The sequence below is a fragment of the Streptomyces sp. NBC_00299 genome, assembly GCF_036173045.1.
In the GTDB taxonomy this organism is placed as follows: Bacteria; Actinomycetota; Actinomycetes; order Streptomycetales; family Streptomycetaceae; genus Streptomyces; species Streptomyces machairae.
Genome location: NZ_CP108039.1, coordinates 7,824,237 through 7,842,736 on the forward strand (window position 1 = coordinate 7,824,237; position 18,500 = coordinate 7,842,736).

General features: G+C 71.1%; 15 protein-coding genes. 14 read left to right on the forward strand and 1 reads right to left on the reverse strand.

Annotated elements, in window-relative coordinates:
• The 12 genes from OHT51_RS34985 to OHT51_RS35040 all read left to right on the forward strand — a co-directional run bounded on the left by OHT51_RS34985 (position 1) and on the right by OHT51_RS35040 (position 14,971).
• Positions 1-1,287 carry a dihydroorotase gene (locus tag OHT51_RS34985; protein WP_328882900.1) on the forward strand — a complete coding sequence of 429 codons (1,287 nt, stop codon included), beginning with the start codon at positions 1-3 and terminating at the stop codon, positions 1,285-1,287.
• Entirely contained in the window at positions 1,284-1,871 is a 588-nt protein-coding gene (locus tag OHT51_RS34990; RefSeq protein ID WP_328882901.1) for a PH-like domain-containing protein, read from the forward strand. Before OHT51_RS34985 ends, OHT51_RS34990 begins: the two co-directional genes overlap by 4 nt.
• The gene (gene carA, locus OHT51_RS34995; RefSeq protein ID WP_328882902.1) at positions 1,868-3,025 is read left to right on the forward strand and encodes a glutamine-hydrolyzing carbamoyl-phosphate synthase small subunit; all 1,158 of its coding nucleotides are present in this window, start codon (positions 1,868-1,870) and stop codon (positions 3,023-3,025) included. The genes OHT51_RS34990 and carA overlap by 4 nt, the downstream gene beginning before the upstream one ends.
• Positions 3,018-6,326: a carbamoyl-phosphate synthase large subunit gene (gene carB / locus OHT51_RS35000; protein WP_328882903.1), complete on the forward strand. Its 3,309-nt coding sequence runs from the start codon at positions 3,018-3,020 to the stop codon at positions 6,324-6,326. The genes carA and carB overlap by 8 nt, the downstream gene beginning before the upstream one ends.
• 52 nt (positions 6,327-6,378) lie before the next feature.
• Positions 6,379-7,494 carry a quinone-dependent dihydroorotate dehydrogenase gene (locus OHT51_RS35005; RefSeq protein WP_328882904.1) on the forward strand — a complete coding sequence of 372 codons (1,116 nt, stop codon included), beginning with the start codon at positions 6,379-6,381 and terminating at the stop codon, positions 7,492-7,494.
• On the forward strand, positions 7,491-8,336 hold the full coding sequence (pyrF, locus tag OHT51_RS35010; RefSeq protein ID WP_328882905.1) for an orotidine-5'-phosphate decarboxylase: 846 nt from the start codon (positions 7,491-7,493) through the stop codon (positions 8,334-8,336). Before OHT51_RS35005 ends, pyrF begins: the two co-directional genes overlap by 4 nt.
• A 320-nt stretch (positions 8,337-8,656) precedes the next feature.
• Positions 8,657-8,980 carry an integration host factor gene (locus OHT51_RS35015; RefSeq protein ID WP_003977346.1) on the forward strand — a complete coding sequence of 108 codons (324 nt, stop codon included), beginning with the start codon at positions 8,657-8,659 and terminating at the stop codon, positions 8,978-8,980.
• A gap of 58 nt (positions 8,981-9,038) precedes the next feature.
• A complete protein-coding gene (gmk, locus tag OHT51_RS35020; protein WP_328882906.1) occupies positions 9,039-9,596 on the forward strand; it encodes a guanylate kinase in 558 nt (185 codons plus the stop codon).
• A gap of 64 nt (positions 9,597-9,660) precedes the next feature.
• Entirely contained in the window at positions 9,661-9,933 is a 273-nt protein-coding gene (gene rpoZ, locus OHT51_RS35025; RefSeq protein ID WP_003988945.1) for a DNA-directed RNA polymerase subunit omega, read from the forward strand.
• Positions 9,934-10,040: 107 nt separating this feature from the next.
• Positions 10,041-11,252: a bifunctional phosphopantothenoylcysteine decarboxylase/phosphopantothenate--cysteine ligase CoaBC gene (gene coaBC / locus OHT51_RS35030; RefSeq protein WP_328884546.1), complete on the forward strand. Its 1,212-nt coding sequence runs from the start codon at positions 10,041-10,043 to the stop codon at positions 11,250-11,252.
• A gap of 231 nt (positions 11,253-11,483) precedes the next feature.
• The gene (gene metK, locus OHT51_RS35035) at positions 11,484-12,692 is read left to right on the forward strand and encodes a methionine adenosyltransferase (RefSeq protein ID WP_328882907.1); all 1,209 of its coding nucleotides are present in this window, start codon (positions 11,484-11,486) and stop codon (positions 12,690-12,692) included.
• A gap of 125 nt (positions 12,693-12,817) precedes the next feature.
• Positions 12,818-14,971 carry a primosomal protein N' gene (locus OHT51_RS35040; protein ID WP_328882908.1) on the forward strand — a complete coding sequence of 718 codons (2,154 nt, stop codon included), beginning with the start codon at positions 12,818-12,820 and terminating at the stop codon, positions 14,969-14,971.
• Positions 14,972-15,083: 112 nt separating this feature from the next.
• Here OHT51_RS35040 and OHT51_RS35045 read toward each other — a convergent pair whose 3' ends face one another.
• Positions 15,084-15,626: a hypothetical protein gene (locus OHT51_RS35045; protein ID WP_328882909.1), complete on the reverse strand. Its 543-nt coding sequence runs from the start codon at positions 15,624-15,626 to the stop codon at positions 15,084-15,086.
• 317 nt (positions 15,627-15,943) lie between these two features.
• Between OHT51_RS35045 and fmt the strand changes: the two genes are divergently transcribed.
• Positions 15,944-16,876, forward strand: coding sequence for a methionyl-tRNA formyltransferase (fmt, locus tag OHT51_RS35050; protein WP_328882910.1), 933 nt, complete (start codon positions 15,944-15,946; stop codon positions 16,874-16,876).
• A gap of 76 nt (positions 16,877-16,952) precedes the next feature.
• Positions 16,953-18,371, forward strand: coding sequence for an RsmB/NOP family class I SAM-dependent RNA methyltransferase (locus OHT51_RS35055; protein ID WP_328882911.1), 1,419 nt, complete (start codon positions 16,953-16,955; stop codon positions 18,369-18,371).
• Positions 18,372-18,500: the final 129 nt, after the last annotated feature.

The window sequence follows — 18,500 nt, forward strand, 5'->3', positions numbered from 1 at the left end:
ATGAGCAAGATCCTGATCCGTGGTGCGAAGGTGCTCGGCGGCGAGCCCCAGGACGTCCTGATCGACGGCGGGACCATCGCCGAGGTGGGCGCAGGGCTGAGCGCCGAGGGCGCGGAGGTCGTCGAGGCCGCAGGCAAGGTGCTCCTGCCGGGGCTCGTGGACCTGCACACCCACCTGCGCGAGCCCGGACGCGAGGACTCCGAGACCGTGCTGACCGGCACGCGCGCGGCCGCCTCGGGCGGTTTCACGGCCGTCTTCGCCATGGCCAACACCTTCCCGGTCGCCGACACCGCCGGTGTGGTCGAGCAGGTCTACCGGCTCGGCCAGGAAGGCGGCTACTGCGACGTGCAGCCCATCGGCGCCGTCACCGTCGGTCTGGAGGGCAGGAAGCTCGCCGAGCTGGGCGCCATGCACGAGTCGGCCGCCGGTGTCACCGTCTTCTCCGACGACGGCAAGTGCGTCGACGACGCCGTGATCATGCGCCGGGCCCTGGAGTACGTGAAGGCCTTCGGCGGCGTCGTCGCCCAGCACGCGCAGGAGCCGCGGCTGACCGAGGGCGCCCAGATGAACGAGGGCGTCGTCTCCGCCGAGCTGGGGCTCGGCGGCTGGCCCGCGGTGGCCGAAGAATCGATCATCGCCCGGGATGTCCTGCTCGCCGAGCACGTCGGCTCCCGCGTCCACATCTGCCACCTGTCGACCGCCGGGTCCGTCGAGATCGTGCGCTGGGCCAAGTCCCGCGGCATCGACGTCACCGCCGAGGTCACCCCGCACCACCTCCTCCTCACCGACGAGCTGGTGCGCAGCTACAACCCGGTCTACAAGGTGAACCCGCCGCTGCGCACCGAGCGTGACGTGCTGGCGCTGCGCGAGGCGCTCGCCGACGGCACGATCGACATCGTCGCCACCGACCACGCCCCGCACCCGCACGAGGACAAGGACTGCGAGTGGGCCGCCGCCGCCATGGGGATGGTCGGCCTGGAGACCGCGCTGTCAGTGGTGCAGGAGACCATGGTGGACACCGGGCTCCTCACCTGGGCCGGGGTCGCCGAGCGCATGTCCTTCAAGCCCGCCCAGATCGGGCAGGCGAAGGGGCACGGCCGTCCCGTCTCGGCTGGTGAGCCCGCCAACCTCACGCTCGTCGACACGGAATACCGTGGGTCCGTGGACCCCGCGGGCTTCGCCTCGCGCAGCCGCAACACTCCGTACGAGGGGCGTGAGCTGCCGGGCCGTGTGACGCACACGTGGCTCCGGGGCAAGGCCACGCTCGTCGACGGGAAGCTCACGTGACACCTGCAACACTGCTCGCAGCCGGAACCGGACTCGCGGCCGAACAGAAGTCGGCCGACGTGACCGACTGGGCCGCCCGCATCGGCTGGGTCGTCGGACTCGCCCTCTTCGTCGCGCTCGTCTACTGGCTGATGCGCGAGGGCTGGAAGTGGCGCGGCACGCTCCAGGGCGACCTGCCCGAGCTGCCCAGCGCGCCGGACGACCCAGGCCCGGCGAGACTGAGCATGAGCGGCCGCTACCACGGCTCGACCACCGCCGGTCAGTGGCTGGACCGCATCGTGGCGCACGGCCTCGGCACCCGCAGCCGCGTCGAGCTCACCCTCACGGAGGCGGGACTGGACGTCGTACGCCCCGGCGCGGCCGACTTCTTCGTCCCGGTCGCGCAGCTGCGCGAGGCCCGGCTCGACAAGGGCATCGCCGGCAAGGTCCTGACCGAGGGCGGACTGCTCGTGGTGACGTGGGCGCACGGCGAACGGCTGATCGACTCCGGCTTCCGCTCGGATCACGCGGCGGAGCACAACGAGTGGGTCGACCTCATTAACTCCATGATCAAGAACAACAGCACGGAAGGCGCCGAACGATGACGACCTCCATCCAGGGGACCGCCTCGCGCAGGCACAAGGCGGCTCCCGCCGTACTCGTCCTGGAGGACGGCCGCATGTTCCGCGGCCGTGCCTACGGGGCCGTGGGGGTGACCTTCGGCGAGGCCGTGTTCTCCACCGGCATGACCGGCTACCAGGAGACCCTGACCGACCCGTCGTACCACCGCCAGGTCGTCGTGATGACCGCCCCGCACGTCGGCAACACCGGCGTCAACGACGAGGACCCCGAGTCCAAGCAGATCTGGGTGGCCGGCTACGTGGTGCGCGACCCCGCGCGCGTGCCGTCCAACTGGCGCTCCCGGCGCTCGCTGGACGACGAGCTGCGCCACCAGGGCGTCGTCGGGATCTCCGGCATCGACACCCGCGCGCTGACCCGCCACCTGCGCGAGCGCGGCGCCATGCGCGTCGGCATCTTCTCCGGCAACGCGCTGCCCGACGAGGGCACCATGCTCGCCGAGGTCCGCCAGGCCCCCGAGATGAAGGGCGCCGACCTCTCCGCCGAGGTCGCCACCAAGGAGGCGTACGTCGTCCCCGCGATCGGCGACAAGAAGTTCACCGTCGCCGCCGTCGACCTCGGCATCAAGGGCATGACCCCGCACCGGATGGCCGAGCGCGGCATCGAGGTGCACGTGCTGCCCGCGACGGCGACCGCCGAGGACGTGTTCGCCGTGAACCCGGACGGTGTGTTCTTCTCCAACGGCCCGGGCGACCCGGCCACCGCCGACCACCCGGTCTCCGTCATGCAGGCGGTCCTGGAGCGCCGCACCCCGCTGTTCGGCATCTGCTTCGGCAACCAGATCCTGGGCCGCGCGCTCGGCTTCGGCACCTACAAGCTGAAGTACGGCCACCGCGGCATCAACCAGCCGGTGCAGGACCGCACGACCGGCAAGGTCGAGGTCACCGCGCACAACCACGGCTTCGCCGTGGACGCCCCGACCGACCAGGTCTCCGACACCCCCTACGGCCGCGCCGAGGTCTCCCACGTCTGCCTCAACGACAACGTGGTGGAGGGACTCCAGCTCCTCGACCGCCCGGCCTTCAGCGTCCAGTACCACCCCGAAGCGGCAGCCGGCCCGCACGATGCCGCCTACCTGTTCGACCGCTTCGTATCCCTGATGGAGGGCCAGCGTGCCTAAGCGCACCGATATCCAGTCCGTCCTGGTCATCGGCTCCGGCCCGATCGTCATCGGCCAGGCCGCCGAGTTCGACTACTCCGGCACCCAGGCGTGCCGCATCCTGCGCGCCGAGGGCCTGCGGGTCATCCTCGTCAACTCCAACCCGGCGACGATCATGACCGACCCGGAGATCGCCGACGCCACCTACGTCGAGCCGATCACCCCCGAGTTCGTCGAGAAGATCATCGCCAAGGAGCAGCCGGACGCGCTGCTGCCCACCCTGGGCGGCCAGACGGCCCTCAACACGGCGATCTCGCTGCACGAGGCGGGGACGCTCGAGAAGTACGGCGTCGAGCTGATCGGCGCCAACGTCGAGGCCATCAACAAGGGCGAGGACCGCGACCTCTTCAAGGACGTCGTCGAGGCCGTCCGCGGCAAGATCGGGCACGGCGAGTCCGCCCGCTCGGTCATCTGCCACTCCATGGACGACGTCCTCGCGGGCGTCGACACGCTCGGCGGCTACCCGGTCGTGGTCCGCCCCTCCTTCACCATGGGCGGCGCCGGCTCCGGCTTCGCGCACGACGAGGAGGAGCTGCGCCGCATCGCCGGCCAGGGCCTGACCCTCTCTCCCACCACCGAGGTGCTCCTGGAGGAGTCCATTCTCGGCTGGAAGGAGTACGAGCTGGAGCTGATGCGAGACAAGCACGACAACGTCGTGGTCGTCTGCTCCATCGAGAACTTCGACCCGATGGGCGTGCACACCGGTGACTCGATCACCGTCGCGCCCGCGATGACGCTGACCGACCGCGAGTACCAGACCCTGCGCGACATCGGCATCGCCGTCATCCGCGAGGTCGGCGTCGACACCGGCGGCTGCAACATCCAGTTCGCGGTGAACCCGGAGGACGGCCGGGTCATCGTCATCGAGATGAACCCGCGCGTGTCGCGTTCCTCGGCTCTCGCCTCCAAGGCGACCGGCTTCCCGATCGCCAAGATCGCGGCCAAGCTGGCCGTCGGCTACACGCTCGACGAGATCCCGAACGACATCACGAAGGAGACCCCGGCCTCCTTCGAGCCGACCCTCGACTACGTGGTCGTGAAGGCTCCGCGCTTCGCCTTCGAGAAGTTCCCGCAGGCCGACTCCACGCTGACCACCACCATGAAGTCGGTCGGCGAGGCCATGGCCATCGGCCGCAACTTCACCGAGGCCTTCCAGAAGGCGCTGCGCTCGCTGGAGAAGAAGGGCAGCCAGTTCACGTTCGTCGGCGAGCCCGGCGACAAGACGCTTCTCCTCGAAGAGGCGGTCCGCCCCACCGACGGCCGTATCAACGCCGTCATGCAGGCCATCCGCGCGGGCGCCACGCCCGAGGAGGTCTTCGAGTACACGAAGATCGACCCCTGGTTCGTCGACCAGCTCTTCCTCATCAAGGAGATCGCCGACGAGCTCGCCGAGGCCCCGGAGCTGACCCCGGACCTGCTGGCCGAGGCCAAGCGGCACGGCTTCTCCGACCTGCAGATCGCCGAGATCCGCGGCCTGCGCGAGGACGTCGTGCGCGAGGTGCGGCACGCGCTGGGTGTCCGGCCGGTCTACAAGACGGTCGACACCTGCGCCGCCGAGTTCGCCGCGCAGACGCCGTACTTCTACTCCTCCTACGACGAGGAGACGGAGGTCGCCCCCCGCGAGAAGCCGGCCGTCATCATCCTGGGCTCCGGGCCCAACCGCATCGGCCAGGGCATCGAGTTCGACTACTCCTGCGTGCACGCCTCCTTCGCGCTGAGCGACGCCGGGTACGAGACGGTGATGGTCAACTGCAACCCTGAGACCGTCTCCACCGACTACGACACCTCCGACCGGCTGTACTTCGAGCCGCTGACGCTGGAGGACGTGCTGGAGATCGTCCACGCGGAGCGGCAGGCCGGCCCCGTGGCGGGTGTCGTCGTGCAGCTCGGTGGCCAGACCCCGCTGGGGCTGTCGCAGGCGCTGAAGGACAACGGCGTGCCGATCGTCGGTACGTCGCCGGAGGCCATCCACGCCGCCGAGGACCGCGGCGCCTTCGGGCGGGTCCTCGCGGAGGCGGGCCTCCCGGCCCCCAAGCACGGCACCGCCACCACCTTCGCCGGCGCCAAGGCCATCGCCGACGAGATCGGCTACCCGGTCCTGGTGCGGCCCTCGTACGTCCTCGGCGGGCGCGGCATGGAGATCGTCTACGACGAGACCCGGCTGGAGGCCTACATCGCCGAGTCGACCGAGATCAGCCCCTCGCGGCCGGTCCTCGTCGACCGGTTCCTGGACGACGCGATCGAGATCGACGTCGACGCGCTCTACGACGGCGAGGAGCTCTACCTCGGTGGCGTCATGGAGCACATCGAGGAGGCCGGCATCCACTCCGGCGACTCGGCGTGCGCGCTGCCGCCGATCACGCTGGGCGGGTTCGACATCAAGCGCCTGCGGGCCTCCACGGAGGCCATCGCCAAGGGCGTCGGCGTGCGCGGCCTGATCAACATCCAGTTCGCGATGGCCGGCGACATCCTGTACGTCCTCGAAGCCAACCCGCGCGCGTCCCGTACGGTCCCCTTCACCTCGAAGGCGACCGCGGTGCCGCTGGCGAAGGCCGCCGCCCGGATCTCGCTGGGCGCGACCATCGCCGAACTGCGGGCCGAGGGGCTGCTTCCGGCGACCGGCGACGGCGGCGAGCTGCCGCTCGACGCGCCGATCTCCGTCAAGGAGGCCGTCATGCCGTGGTCGCGCTTCCGCGACATCCACGGCCGCGGCGTCGACACCGTCCTCGGCCCGGAGATGCGCTCCACCGGCGAGGTCATGGGCATCGACTCCGTCTTCGGCACGGCGTACGCCAAGTCGCAGGCGGGCGCGTACGGTCCGCTGCCGACGAAGGGCCGCGCCTTCATCTCGGTCGCCAACCGCGACAAGCGCTCGATGATCTTCCCGGCGCGTGAACTGGTCGCCCACGGCTTCGAGCTGATGGCCACGTCCGGCACCGCCGAGGTCCTCAAGCGCAACGGCATCAACGCCACCGTCGTGCGCAAGCAGTCCGAGGGCGAGGGCCCGAACGGCGAGAAGACCATCGTCCAGCTCATCCACGACGGCGAGGTCGACCTCATCGTCAACACGCCGTACGGCACCGGCGGCCGCCTCGACGGCTACGACATCCGTACGGCGGCCGTGGCGCGGTCGGTTCCGTGCCTGACGACGGTTCAGGCGCTCGCCGCCGCCGTCCAGGGCATTGACGCCCTCAACCACGGTGACGTGGGCGTCCGTTCGCTTCAGGAACACGCGGAACACCTGACCGCGGCCCGCGACTAGCAGCCGACGAGGGGGACACCGGAAACGGTGTCCCCCTCTTCATGAGGACACCATGTACAAGATCTTCTTCAACCTCGTCTTCAAGCGAATGGACCCCGAGAAGGCCCACTACCTGGCCTTCCGCTGGATCCGCATCGCCGTCCGCATCCCGGTACTGCGCACGTTCGTCGCCGCCGCGCTCGCGCCCCGTCACAAGGAACTGCGCACGGAGGCCTTCGGGCTGCGGATGCACGGCCCCTTCGGGCTCGCCGCCGGCTTCGACAAGAACGCGGTCGCCATCGACGGGATGTCGATGCTCGGCTTCGACCACATCGAGATCGGCACGGTCACGGGCGAGGCGCAGCCGGGCAACCCCAAGCAGCGGCTGTTCCGCCTCGTGAAGGACCGGGCGCTGATCAACCGCATGGGCTTCAACAACGAGGGCTCGCTGGCCGTGGCGGCCCGCCTGGCCTCCCGTACGCCCGTCTTCAGGACTGTCGTGGGCGTCAACATCGGCAAGACCAAGGTCGTCCCGGAGGCGGAGGCCGCCGGTGACTACGTGAAGTCGACCGAGCGGCTGGCGCCGTACGCCGACTACCTGGTGGTCAACGTCTCCTCGCCCAACACGCCCGGGCTGCGCAACCTGCAGGCCACCGAGGCGCTGCGGCCCCTACTGACCGCTGTCCGCGAGGCCGCCGACCGCACGGTGACCACCCGCCGGGTGCCGCTGCTGGTGAAGATCGCGCCGGACCTCGCCGACGAGGACGTGGACGCGGTCGCCGACCTGGCCGTCGAGCTCGGCCTGGACGGGATCATCGCCACGAACACCACCATTGCGCGCGACGGACTCGGTTTGAAATCCGAACCCTCGCTGGTGAAGGAGGCCGGCGGTCTCTCCGGCGCACCCCTGAAGGCGCGCTCCCTGGACGTGCTGCGGCGCCTCTACGCGCGTGTGGGCGACCGGATCACCCTCGTGGGCGTCGGGGGCATCGAGAACGCCGAGGACGCCTGGCAGCGGATCCTGGCGGGCGCCACGCTGGTCCAGGGGTACAGCGCCTTCATCTACGAGGGGCCCTTCTGGGGCCGCGCCATCCACAAGGGACTCGCCGCACGCCTCCGTACCAGCCCGTACGACACCCTCGCCGACGCCGTCGGCGCCGACGTCAGGAAGGCAAGGAAGACCGCATGAGTGCTCTGGAACCTTTTGGCGCACGCCTGCGCCGGGCCATGGACGAGCGTGGCCCCCTGTGCGTCGGCATCGACCCGCACGCCTCGCTGCTCGCCGAGTGGGGCCTGAACGACGACGTGGCCGGCCTGGAGCGGTTCAGCCGTACGGTCGTCGAGGCGATGGCCGACCGGGTCGCGGTGCTCAAGCCGCAGAGCGCGTTCTTCGAGCGCTTCGGCTCGCGTGGCATCGCCGTCCTGGAGAAGTCGGTCGAGGAGGCGCGGGGAGCCGGGGCGCTGGTGCTGATGGACGCCAAGCGGGGCGACATCGGCTCGACCATGGCCGCGTACGCCGAGTCCTTCCTCCGCAAGGACTCCCCGCTGTTCTCCGACGCGCTGACCGTCTCGCCGTACCTCGGCTACGGCTCGCTCTCGCCGGCCGTCGCGCTGGCCCGGGAGAGCGGCACCGGCCTGTTCGTGCTCGCCCTGACCTCGAACCCGGAGGGCGGCGAGGTCCAGCACGCGGTCCGCGCGGACGGCCGTAACGTCGGCGCGACGATGCTGGCGCACCTGGCTGCCGAGAACACGGGAGAGGAGCCCATGGGCTCCTTCGGGGCGGTCGTCGGCGCCACGCTCGGTGACCTCTCGTCCTACGACCTCGACATCAACGGTCCGCTTCTCGCGCCCGGCATCGGTGCGCAGGGCGCCACGCCGGCGGATCTTCCTCGCGTCTTCGGGGCCGCGGCGCGCAATGTCGTCCCGAACGTCAGCCGGGGAGTGCTGCGGCACGGGCCCGATGTCGTCGCGCTGCGTGACGCCGCGTCACGCTTCGCCGACGAGGTCACGGTCGCTGTGTCGGGTGCCTGACCGCCGTCAGGGGTGTTCGAGTCGCTCGCGCGAGTCCTCCGATGAGTGGCGCGGGTCGACTTGAGTCTGAATACATCCTCAAATCCGGGGCATTATGTCCTAAATGTCCGGCCTGGCGGAGGCTGACCAGGACTTTTCCGCTGTTCTCGCTGACTCTGGCGGACTTGGCCGCTAGTCTCCGACGAGTGGGAGCACCTCCCACGCTCCCTAAAGCAGTGGGGGAGAACGGGCAGCGTGTTGCTCGTGCCTCCCCAGGTGTGGGGCGACTAGGTTCCTCACCGGTCCGTATCCGACAGTTCAACATCCGAGGTGACGTAGGCGTGGCTCTTCCGCCCCTTACCCCTGAACAGCGCGCAGCCGCGCTCGAAAAGGCCGCCGCGGCTCGCCGGGAGCGGGCCGAGGTCAAGAATCGACTCAAGCACTCCGGCGCCTCCCTTCACGAGGTCATCAAGCAGGGCCAGGAGAACGACGTCATCGGAAAGATGAAGGTCTCCGCCCTGCTCGAGTCCCTGCCCGGCGTGGGCAAGGTCCGCGCCAAGCAGATCATGGAGCGACTCGGCATCTCCGAGAGCCGCCGCGTGCGTGGCCTCGGCTCGAACCAGATCGCCTCCCTGGAGCGTGAGTTCGGCAGCACGGGCTCCTGATCCGGGCACTTGGGACCGGGAGTCCCGGGCACTCCGGGATTGCTGGAATAATCGCTGCATGAGTGAACGTCCGCGGCTGACCGTGCTCTCCGGCCCCTCCGGGGTCGGCAAGAGCACGGTCGTCGCCCATATGCGCAAGGAACACCCCGAGGTCTGGCTCTCGGTGTCGGCGACGACCCGCAAGCCCCGCCCCGGCGAGCAGCATGGAGTCCACTACTTCTTCGTCACCGACGAAGAGATGGACAAGCTGATCGCCAACGGGGAGCTGCTGGAGTGGGCCGAGTTCGCCGGCAACCGCTACGGCACGCCGCGTGCGGCAGTGCTGGAGCGGCTGGAGGCGGGTGAGCCCGTTCTGCTGGAGATCGACCTCCAGGGCGCCCGGCAGGTCAGTGAGTCGATGGCCGATGCCCAGCTGGTGTTCCTGGCTCCGCCCTCCTGGGAGGAGCTCGTACGCAGACTCACCGGACGTGGCACCGAGCCGCCCGAGGTGATCGCACGCCGCCTGGACGCGGCGAAGATCGAGCTGGCGGCCGAGCCGGAGTTCGATGTGACCTTGGTCAACACCTCCGTCGAGGACGTGGCGCGTGAGCTGCTAGCCTTGATGGACGTTGTGTGATCGTGACTGCTCATCAAGAGTGATCACATCGACTGATTCTTTCCCATCCATCGGAAGGTAGAGCGTGTCCTCTTCCATCTCCGCGCCCGAGGGCATCATCAACCCGCCGATCGACGAGCTCCTCGAGGCCACCGACTCGAAGTACAGCCTCGTGATCTACGCGGCCAAGCGGGCCCGCCAGATCAACGCGTACTACTCGCAGCTCGGCGAGGGCCTCCTCGAGTACGTCGGTCCGCTCGTGGACACCCACGTCCACGAGAAGCCGCTGTCGATCGCCCTGCGCGAGATCAACGCGGGTCTGCTGACGTCCGAGGCCGTCGAGGGCCCGGCGCAGTAAGTAATATCTGCAGCTTGCAGAAGGCTTTTCCACAGGCCCGGCAGCGCGTCTGCCGGGCCTGTGGTGTGTCATGGATGTCGTACGTTTCCGAGGTCCGGGGAGAGACGGTGGACAAGCCGAAGGTCGTTCTGGGGGTCAGCGGCGGTATCGCGGCGTACAAGGCCTGCGAGCTGCTGCGCAGACTCACCGAGTCCGGACATGACGTCCGGGTCGTGCCGACCGCCTCGGCGCTGCACTTCGTCGGTGCCGCCACCTGGTCCGCCCTGTCCGGCAAGCCCGTCTCGACCGAGGTCTGGGACGACGTCCACGAGGTCCCGCACGTCCGCATCGGCCAGCAGGCCGACCTGGTGGTCGTCGCCCCGGCCACGGCCGACACGCTCGCGAAGGCCGCGCACGGCCTCGCCGACGACCTGCTGACCAACACCCTGCTCACCGCCCGCTGCCCGGTGATCTTCGCCCCCGCCATGCACACCGAGATGTGGGAGCACGCGGCCACCCAGGAGAACGTGGCGACACTGCGCCGGCGCGGCGCGATCGTCATCGAGCCCGCCGTCGGCCGCCTCACCGGCGTCGACACCGGCAAGGGCCGGCTGCCCGAGCCCGCGGAGATCTTCGAGGTCTGCCGCCGGGTGCTCGCGCGGGGCGTCACCGAGCCCGACCTCGCGGGACGGCACGTCGTCGTCAGCGCAGGCGGCACCCGCGAGCCCCTCGACCCGGTCCGCTTTCTCGGCAACCGCTCCTCCGGCAAGCAGGGCTACGCCCTCGCCCGCACCGCCGCCGCCCGGGGTGCCCGGGTGACGCTGATCGCCGCCAACACCGGGATGGCCGACCCGGCGGGCGTGGACGTCGTCCAGGTCGGCACGGCCATACAGCTGCGGGAAGCGGTCCTCAAGGCGTCCGCGGACTCCGACGCGGTCGTGATGGCGGCGGCGGTCGCGGACTTCCGCCCGGAGTCGTACGCCACCGGAAAGATCAAGAAGAAGGACGACCACGAGCCGGACCCCATCGTCCTATTGCGGAATCCGGACATCCTCGCGGAGATCTCCACCGACCGCGCCCGCCCCGGCCAGGTGATCGTCGGCTTCGCCGCCGAGACGGACGACGTGCTGGCCAACGGCCGCAAGAAGCTGGAGCGCAAGGGGTGCGACCTCCTCGTGGTGAACGAGGTGGGCGAGCGCAAGACCTTCGGCTCCGAGGAGAACGAGGCGGTCGTCCTCGGCGCCGACGGCAGCGAGACGCCCGTGCCGTACGGGCCCAAGGAAGCCCTGGCCGAAACCGTGTGGGACCTGGTGGCGCGCCGGTTGGGGGCACATGGTTGATGCGCTGCGGACTTCCCGCCGGCCGCACTCGATTCGGGTGTGGCGCCCCTGGCCAAGGGCACATGAGATTGGGCAGAATGCCCGTGCCGCAGGTCACAGCCCTCCCGAGAGGCGAGACAGGGGGTCCGTGGCCGAACGCGACAGATAAACTGTCCTCGGACGACGCCGGGCGCAGCCCCCGTCCCGTCCAACAATGATCAGCCAGCAGCCGCTGCAACCCCAGGGAGCGTTGTGTCCCGTCGCTTGTTCACCTCGGAGTCCGTGACCGAGGGTCACCCCGACAAGATCGCTGACCAGATCAGCGACACCATTCTCGACGCGCTTCTGCGCGAGGACCCGTCATCCCGGGTCGCTGTCGAAACCCTGATCACGACCGGCCTGGTGCACGTGGCCGGAGAGGTCACGACCAAGACGTACGCGGACATCGCGACGCTGGTTCGCAACAAGGTCCTCGAGATCGGCTACGACTCCTCGAAGAAGGGCTTCGACGGCGCCTCCTGCGGCATCTCGGTCTCGATCGGCTCGCAGTCGCCGGACATCGCGCAGGGCGTCGACACGGCTTACGAGTCCCGTGTCGAGGGCGACGAGGACGAGCTGGACCGCCAGGGCGCCGGCGACCAGGGCCTGATGTTCGGCTACGCGACGGACGAGACGCCCACGCTGATGCCGCTGCCCATCTTCCTGGCGCACCGCCTGTCCAAGCGCCTCTCCGAGGTTCGCAAGAACGGCACGATCCCCTACCTGCGCCCGGACGGCAAGACGCAGGTCACCATCGAGTACGACGGTGACAAGGCGGTCCGTCTGGACACCGTGGTCGTCTCCTCGCAGCACGCGAGCGACATCGACCTGGACTCCCTCCTCGCGCCCGACATCCGGGAGTTCGTGGTCGAGCCGGAGCTGAAGTCCCTGCTCGACGACGGCATCAAGCTCGACACCGAGAACTACCGCCTCCTGGTCAACCCCACCGGCCGCTTCGAGATCGGCGGCCCGATGGGTGACGCGGGTCTGACCGGCCGGAAGATCATCATCGACACCTACGGCGGCATGGCCCGCCACGGCGGCGGCGCGTTCTCCGGCAAGGACCCGTCCAAGGTGGACCGCTCGGCCGCGTACGCGATGCGCTGGGTCGCCAAGAACGTGGTCGCGGCCGGTCTGGCCTCGCGCTGCGAGGTGCAGGTGGCGTACGCGATCGGCAAGGCCGAGCCGGTCGGTCTCTTCGTCGAGACCTTCGGCACCGCCAAGGTCGAGACCGAGAAGATCGAGAAGGCCATCGACACGGTCTTCGACCTGCGTCCGGCCGCGATCATCCGCGACCTGGACCTGCTCCGCCCGATCTACGCCCAGACCGCCGCATACGGCCACTTCGGCCGTGAGCTGCCGGAGTTCACCTGGGAGCGGACGGACCGGGTGGAGGCGCTGCGCAAGGCAGTGGGTCTGTAAGGCCCGGCTCCACGGTTTGTTCGAGGCCCGGCGTCCCTGGTGGGGCGCCGGGCCTCGGTGTACCCGCGCTCGTGGGGGAACTCGGGCTCCGGCGGTTGTCAGTGGCGTTTGGTAGGAATGCAGGCGTGAGCAGCGAGAACGAGACCGATGGTGGCGGCGCCGAGGGGGCGTCGCCCGAGCAGCTCGCGCTCATTCGGGACAGTGTGCGCAAGGCCAAGGTCCCCCGGGCCAAGCCCCGGACCTGGCGGGGCGCCGCGCTGGCCAAGGAACTGCCCGTGGCGCGGGTGCTGGTCGACAAGGGCGTGCTGCACCTCGATCGGTACTTCGACTACGCCGTGCCCGAGGAGCTGGACGCCGAGGCGCAGCCCGGCGTGCGCGTGCGGGTGCGGTTCGGAGCCGGGCGGAATCGGGTGCGCGAGGGGCGGCGTGAGGGCGGGGGGCTCATCGACGGCTTCCTCGTCGAGCGGCTCGCCGAGTCCGACTACTCCGGGCCACTGGCGGCGCTCGCGCAGGTCGTCTCGCCCGAGCGGGTGCTGAGCGAGGAACTGCTCGGGCTCGCGCGGGCCGTGGCCGACCGGTATGCCGGAGGGCTCGCCGATGTGCTGCAGCTGGCCGTGCCGCCGCGCAGCGCCCGGGCCGAGCAGCGGCCGTCACCGGAGCCGCTCCCGGCGCCTGGCAGGCCCGAGACGGGGTCCTGGGGGCGGTACGAGCGGGGGAGCGCCTTCCTGGAGTCCCTGGCCTCCGGGGGCGCGCCGCGGGCCGTGTGGAACGCACTGCCCGGCCCCGAGTGGAGCGAGGAGCTGGCCCGGGCCGTCGCGGCGACGCTCGCCTCCGGGCGCGGGGCGCTCGTCGTGGTGCCGGACGGGCGAGCCGTTGCCCGGGTCGACGCTGCCCTGACCTCGCTGATGGGCGAGGGGCGGCATGCGGTGCTGACCGCCGATGCCGGGCCCGAGAAGCGGTACCGGGAGTGGCTGGCCGTACGACGCGGGAGCGTGAGGGCGGTCGTGGGGACGCGGGCCGCCATGTTCGCGCCCGTGCAGGACCTTGGGCTGGTCGCCCTCTGGGACGACGGCGACGACAGTCACAGCGAGCAGCACGCCCCGCAGCCCCATGCGCGTGAAGTGCTGTTGCTCCGCGCCGCGCAGGACAAGTGCGGCTTCCTGCTGGGGAGTTGGAGCTGCACCGTCGAGGCCGCCCAGCTCGTGGAGAGCGGCTGGGCCCGGCCGTTGGTCGCCACCCGGGAACAGGTGCGCGGCGCGGCTCCCCTCGTACGGACCGTGGGGGACGGGGATCTCGCGCGGGACGAGGCCGCGCGAGCCGCTCGGCTGCCCACCCTGGCCTGGCAGGCGGTGCGGGAAGGGCTGCGGCACGGGCCGGTCCTCGTGCAGGTGCCGCGGCGCGGTTATGTGCCGCGGATGGCCTGCGCCAACTGCCGGGCTCCCGCCCGCTGTCGGCACTGTTCCGGGCCGCTGGAGGCGCAGGGCTCCGGGGCGGAGCTGCGGTGTGGATGGTGCGGGCGGGACGAAGGGGCCTGGCACTGTCCGGAGTGCGGTGCGTTCAGGCTGCGGGCTCAGGTGGTGGGGGCGCGGCGGACCGCCGAGGAGCTGGGGCGGGCCTTTCCCGCTGTTCCGGTGCGGACCTCCGGGCGCGAGCACGTGCTGGACACCGTGCCGGGCACGCCCTCGCTGGTCGTGAGCACACCGGGTGCCGAGCCTGTCGCCGAGGGCGGGTATGCGGCGGCGCTGCTGCTGGACGGCTGGGCCATGCTCGGGCGTCCCGACCTGCGGGCGGGTGAGGACGCGCTGCGGCGGTGGATCGCAGCCGCTTCGCTGGTACGGCCGCAGGGCGCCGGGGGGACCGTGGTCGTGGTCGCCGAGCCCACGCTGCGACCCGTGCAGGCGCTGGTGCGATGGGACCCCGTCGGGCATGCGGTGCGGGAACTCGGCGAGCGGTCCGAGCTGGGGTTTCCGCCGGTGTCCCGGATGGCTTCCGTGGCCGGGCCGCCCGAGGCGGTGGCCGAGTTTCTCCGTACGGTCGAACTACCGCCGGATGCTGAGGTGTTGGGCCCTGTGCCGGCGCCCGTCACGGCCGTGGGACGGCCGCGACGCGTGGGGGGTCCGCCGCCCGGAGAGCAGTGGGACCGGGCGCTGATCCGGGTTCCGCCGGGAAGCGGGGCGGCGCTGGCGTCCGCGCTGAAGGCCGCTCAGGCGGCGCGGATGGCGCGGGGGGCCGGGGAGATCGCGGTGCGGGTTCGGATCGATCCGCCTGACATCGGGTGACGTTGGTGCTGCTTGGCGCCCTGCGGTGCCGCGCAGGGCCCGAGGGCAGGTATGCCTCTGCCCTCCCGGGTGCGCATCGGGAGGGCAGAGTGAGGTGGGGGCAGTCGCGGGGTCAGCCGTTGCGAGGGCCGGGGAACACCGTGGGCCTGGCCTCGTCGCGCAGGCCGGGACTGCCTGCCGTCGGCTGCGTCGGCATGGAACGGGCCGCGGGGACCGTCGGCACCGGGGGGAGAGCGGTGGTGACGTTGACCGGCCGGCTGCCCGCCGGCTCGGTCGTCCGCTCGGCCTCGGCCGCCGCCTGGGTGGCGGCGCGGCGCGCGCCGTAGCGTCGGTGGACCGCCTGCTTGGTGACGCCGAGGGCGGAACCCACCGCGTCCCACGAGAAGCCGAGTGAGCGGTCGAAGTCCACGGCTGCCGTGACCAGGGTTTCGACACTGTCCCGCAGCTCCTGGGCGAGACGGACCGTCGGGGCGGGGGCGCGTCCGTAGACGACGAAGCCCGTGGAGGGGCCGGAGCGGCGCGGGCGGTAGACGTTGCCCAGCTGGGCGGTGAGCGTGCGCAGTGCGTCCACCTGCCGGCGGACCCGCTCGATGTCCCGCACCAGCAAGTGCAGGCTGGCCCGAGCCTGGGCGTCGTGGGTTGCGTGGTCGGCCATGAACAAGCCTCTCGAACCGGCGTTGAAAAGGAAGGGGCCGCGGATACGGCGGGTGCGGCCCGTTGTGGTCAACTCTTTCTTGACCAACGCGGGAGCGCTCCGCGGGTCACGCACTGGGGGCGTATGGGCATATGCCTACGCCCCTGGGTGGGGGTACGCGCCGCGATGTCCGGGCCTTCTGCCTCGGGTGCCTGCCCGTCCCTCCCGGGCGCGTGGCGATTTCCTTCGTGGCGCTGCCGACGTGAGCCCTCCGCGCGCCCGCACATAGACTTGTGTGCTGCCCCAACCAACCCCGCCCGAGAGGCCCGTGCCCACCCATGAAGCTTGTCTTCGCCGGTACCCCCGAGGTCGCCGTTCCCGCTCTGGACGCTCTGATCGCCTCCGGGCGGCACGAGGTGGCAGCCGTCGTGACGCGGCCCGACGCGCACGCCGGGCGGGGACGCAGGATGGTGGCGAGCCCGGTGGCCGAGCGGGCCGAGGAGGCGGGCATCGAGGTGCTCAAGCCCGTCAGGCCGCGCGACCCCGAGTTCCTGGAGCGGCTCCGGGAGATCGCGCCCGACTGCTGCCCCGTTGTCGCCTACGGCGCCCTGCTGCCGCGCGTCGCCCTCGACATCCCGGCCCATGGCTGGGTCAACCTGCACTTCTCGCTGCTGCCCGCCTGGCGCGGGGCCGCGCCGGTGCAGCACTCCATCATGGCCGGGGACGAGATCACCGGGGCCTCCACCTTCCTGATCGAGGAAGGGCTCGACTCCGGGCCCGTCTACGGCACCGTCACCGAGGAGATCCGGGCCACCGACACCAGCGGCGACCTGCTGACCCGGCTGGCCTTCGCGGGCTCCGGGCTGCTCGCGGCGACCATGGACGGCATCGAGGACGGCACGCTGAAGGCCGTACCGCAGCCTGCCGAAGGGGTCACCCTCGCCCCCAAGGTCAACGTCGAGGACGCCCACATCGACTGGGCCGCTCCCTCCCTGCGTGTCGACCGGGTCGTGCGCGGGTGCACCCCGGCCCCGGGTGCCTGGACCACCTTCCGCGGCGAGCGGCTCAAGCTCATCCAGGTGCAGCCGGTCCCGGGACGGGACGACCTCGCGCCCGGCGCGCTCTCCGTCGGCAAGAACAACGTGTACGTCGGGACCGGGTCGTACGCCGTCGAGCTGCTGTGGGTGCAGGCTCAGGGCAAGAAGCCGATGCGGGCCGCGGACTGGGCGCGGGGCGTGCGGATCGGGGACGGCGAGCGCGTCGGGGAGTGAGGGGCCCTGCGCCGGGCCGGGCGTGCGACGTAGGCTGGTCGGTACATCTCATCCAGCAATCCGGAGCACCTTTTTCGTGAGCGACACCACCCGTCGGCCCCGCAAACCCGGCAAGCCCTACCGACGGCCCAAGAAAGACCCCGTCCGCGTTCTCGCCTTCGAGGCACTGCGCGCCGTGGACGAGCGGGACGCGTACGCCAACCTCGTACTGCCGCCGCTGCTGCGGAAGGCGCGGGAGCAGGGCGACTTCGACGGGCGGGACGCCGCGCTCGCGACCGAGCTGGTGTACGGGACGCTGCGGCGGCAGGGGACCTACGACGCCGTGATCTCCGCGTGTGTGGACCGGCCGCTGCGTGAGGTCGACCCGCCCGTGCTCGATGTGCTCAGCCTGGGTGTGCATCAGCTGCTGGGGACGCGGATTCCCACGCATGCCGCGGTGTCGGCGTCCGTCGAGCTCGCTCGGGTCGTCCTCGGTGACGGGCGCGCGAAGTTCGTGAACGCCGTCCTGCGGAAGGTCGCGCAGGACGACCTCGACGGGTGGATCCAGCGCGTCGCGCCGCCGTACGACGACGATCCCGAGGAACACCTCGCGGTCGTGCACTCGCATCCGCGGTGGGTCGTCTCGGCGCTGTGGGACTCGCTCGGTGGCGGGCGGGCCGGGATCGAGCGGTTGCTGGAGGCCGACAACGAGCGGCCCGAGGTGACGCTTGTCGCGCGGCCGGGCCGGGCCACGACCGAGGAACTCCTCGGCGAGGAGGCCGCGGTGCCGGGGCGTTGGTCGCCCTTTGCCGTGCGGCTGGCCGAGGGCGGGGAGCCGGGGGCCATCGAAGCCGTGCGGGACGGTCGGGCGGGGGTGCAGGACGAGGGGTCTCAGCTGGTTGCGCTCGCCCTGGCGAACGCGCCGCTGGACGGGCCCGACGAGAAGTGGCTCGACGGGTGCGCCGGGCCCGGCGGCAAGGCGGCGCTGCTCGGGGCGTTGGCCGCCGAGCGGGGGGCCGTGTTGCTTGCCTCCGAGAAGCAGCCGCACCGGGCGGGGCTCGTGGCCAAGGCGCTTGCCGGCAATCCGGGGCCGTATCAGGTCATCGCCGCCGACGGGACGCGGCCGGCCTGGCGGCCCGGGAGCTTTGACCGGGTGTTGGTGGATGTGCCGTGCACGGGGCTCGGGGCGTTGCGGCGGCGGCCGGAGGCTCGGTGGCGGCGGCGGCCGGAGGATCTGGAGGGGTTCGGTCCGCTGCAGCGGGAGTTGTTGCGGGCGGCCCTGGAGTCCGTGCGGGTCGGGGGTGTCGTCGGGTATGCCACGTGTTCGCCGCATCTCGCTGAGACTCGGGCTGTGGTGGACGACGTGCTGAAGCAGGGGGGTGCGGGGGAACTGGTTGATGCGCGGCCCTTGCTGCCGGGGGTGCCGGAGCTGGGGGAGGGGCCTGATGTGCAGTTGTGGCCTCATCTGCATGGGACCGATGCGATGTATCTGGCGCTGATTCGGCGGGTGGGGTGATGTCGCCCCCGCCGCCCCTGCCCTTCCCGTACCTGGGGGCTGTTGCCCCCAGACCCCCGCTGTCGGCCTGAACGGCCTCGTCCTCAAACTCCCCCAGAGGGGGTACCCCCAGACGGGCTGAAATGCCCG

Bases quoted from the DNA above. Each gene is read 5' to 3' on its own strand.
- OHT51_RS35045 (WP_328882909.1), bottom strand. From the start codon at position 15,626: ATGGCCGACCACGCAACCCACGACGCCCAGGCTCGGGCCAGCCTGCAC.
- pyrF (WP_328882905.1), top strand. From the start codon at position 7,491: ATGAGTGCTCTGGAACCTTTTGGCGCACGCCTGCGCCGGGCCATGGAC.
- carA (WP_328882902.1), top strand. From the start codon at position 1,868: ATGACGACCTCCATCCAGGGGACCGCCTCGCGCAGGCACAAGGCGGCT.
- OHT51_RS34985 (WP_328882900.1), top strand. From the start codon at position 1: ATGAGCAAGATCCTGATCCGTGGTGCGAAGGTGCTCGGCGGCGAGCCC.
- OHT51_RS35005 (WP_328882904.1), top strand. From the start codon at position 6,379: ATGTACAAGATCTTCTTCAACCTCGTCTTCAAGCGAATGGACCCCGAG.
- fmt (WP_328882910.1), top strand. From the start codon at position 15,944: ATGAAGCTTGTCTTCGCCGGTACCCCCGAGGTCGCCGTTCCCGCTCTG.
- gmk (WP_328882906.1), top strand. From the start codon at position 9,039: ATGAGTGAACGTCCGCGGCTGACCGTGCTCTCCGGCCCCTCCGGGGTC.